Annotated in this window: 2 pseudogenes; both read left to right on the top strand. The window is 57.0% G+C overall.

The features are described 5' to 3' along the window. A pseudogene (locus tag DD235_RS16655) lies at positions 1-1,075 on the top strand (hypothetical protein); the annotation flags it as partial. A 427-nt stretch (positions 1,076-1,502) separates the two neighbouring features. Beyond that, positions 1,503-2,052 (top strand): annotated as a pseudogene (locus DD235_RS16645) (hypothetical protein); the annotation flags it as partial.

Raw genomic sequence — 2,052 nt, 5'->3', positions numbered from 1 at the left:
TGGGGCCTCGGCAGGCATGAGCAAGGCCAGCGGCAGCACCGATAGCGTGACGCGCAGCGGGATCAGCAGCGGAGCGCTGGAGATACGCGATGGTGCGGCGCAGACGGCCACGGGCCAGGATGCCGAGACCGTAGTGGCGGGCCTGGACCGGGAGGTGCTGAGCGGCGACGGTGCCAACGGACTGGACAAGACCTGGGATGGCGAGCAGTTGAAGCGTCAGGTTCAGGCCGAGGCGCAGATAGTTGCGGCGTTTGGGCAGCAGGCACATCAGACGGTGGAGACGTATACGCAGAAGGCCAGGGAAACACTCTATGAGAGGCTGGAGACAGCCTCGGAACAAGAGCGTGCTGAAATCCAGGCGCGACTGGACGAGGTGCTGTTGGAAGAGCGAGTGTTGAATGTGCTGATAGGCGCAGTCACCGGCATGGGTGGTAGCGCCGTGACCAAGGAGGCCCTGTCTGCGGCAGCGGATGAGATGCGCAAGATCATGATCGAGGATTCGCGGACATTCGTGGGCGTGGTCGATGATGAGGGTAACGTGCTGGACAATATTTCAGGGCCGAGTGTGGGCGTGCGGGGAGATGGGATCAAGCTGGGGGGGACGCGGGCTGATTTGGACGCGTTGTGTGGGTCGGATAACAAGCGGTGTATGACCAACGACGATGGAAGTTTGGCGCTAAATGATAAGGGACAAGTCCAGTGGAATCGTGATGGGGCTGGAGGACAATCCCTTGCTGCGTGGTTAGGAACCGAAGATGGGCAGAAAATGGCCGGTCTTACTGGCGGGATACAGGGCATGAAAGGGACTTTGTTCGGCAGACAGTATGAGTCAGGTAGCTGGCAGGACAAGCTGATAGAAGCTTTTGCGGGTACGCACGATTATGTAGGAGGGAGTCTGAGTGGTTTGTATGATGAGCAGGGGAATGCTGCACGAGGCAGGAGCGATATGAAAGTGTTTTTGCATGATCGTTGGAGTGAAATCGCCATACCCGTGTCAGCACCCTTTGCTGCGGCAGAGGCATTGCCTCCGGAAGTTTGGAACGCAATTTCAATTCTTTTGCGAGAAATGAGATGAAGAGGTTTTTTTATGCTTTTGGTTTTTTTTGTTTGCTTGCGTCACTGTCGGGGTGCTTATATGGTCAGTGTATAAATGGCCCATGTTCTCTTGAGCGCAAGAGGATGTTGAATTCTATAAAACCCTATAGTGACTACTGGGTTAAAGATGGGATGACGCAGGAAAGTCGGCTAAGAGATTGGGTGGATTGTGGCGGGCAGTCTAATGGCAATTTTTCGCTGGACAGAAGCAAGAGAATTCCTGGGGAAAGTAGTGAGACGTTCCGTACTCGGTTGGAGTTTGATTTTCAGGTTTGTATGATTCGTCATGGATATCATTACACTGGTGATTGCTCTAGTGAATATATGCGGTCCCGCCCTTTATGTGGATCACGTTAGGTATTGTGTAAATTGAATTTTTATGATGCTGGGGCGGATTTGATGTCGATGTGGCAGGCCACACAGACCTGAGAGGCGCGGTGATTGCCAGCGCCCGTGAGGCGGTGGAGGCGGGCCGCAACCGGCTCTCGACAGGCACGCTCAGCGCCAGTGACATAGCCAACCACAGTGATTACAAAGCCAGCGGCATCAGCCTGGGCGGCGGGTACAGCCACAGTTCGGCAACTGGCAAAGCTGGGGATGATACGGTTGAGTCGGGTGGGGGCCGGGAAGGCTCGGTCAACACGGTAGAGCGCGGCCAGGAGGGTGCCTGGGAGAACTTCGGCAGCGGATTGAGTGGGGCCTCGGCAGGCATGAGCAAGGCCAGCGGCAGCACCGATAGCGTGACGCGCAGCGGGATCAGCAGCGGAGCGCTGGAGATACGCGATGGTGCGGCGCAGACGGTCGCGGGCCTGGACCGGGATGTACTGAGTGGCGACGGTGCCAACGGACTGGACAAGACCTGGGATGGCGAGCAGTTGAAGCGTCAGGTTCAGGCCGAGGCGCAGATAGTTGCGGCGTTTGGGCAGCAGGCACATCAGACGGTGGAGACGTATACGC

Source organism: Corticimicrobacter populi (genome assembly GCF_003123725.1).
GTDB lineage: Bacteria > Pseudomonadota > Gammaproteobacteria > Burkholderiales > Burkholderiaceae_B > Corticimicrobacter > Corticimicrobacter populi.
Note: the sequence above shows the minus strand (reverse complement) of the source record. Positions and strands in the feature narration are given on the sequence as shown.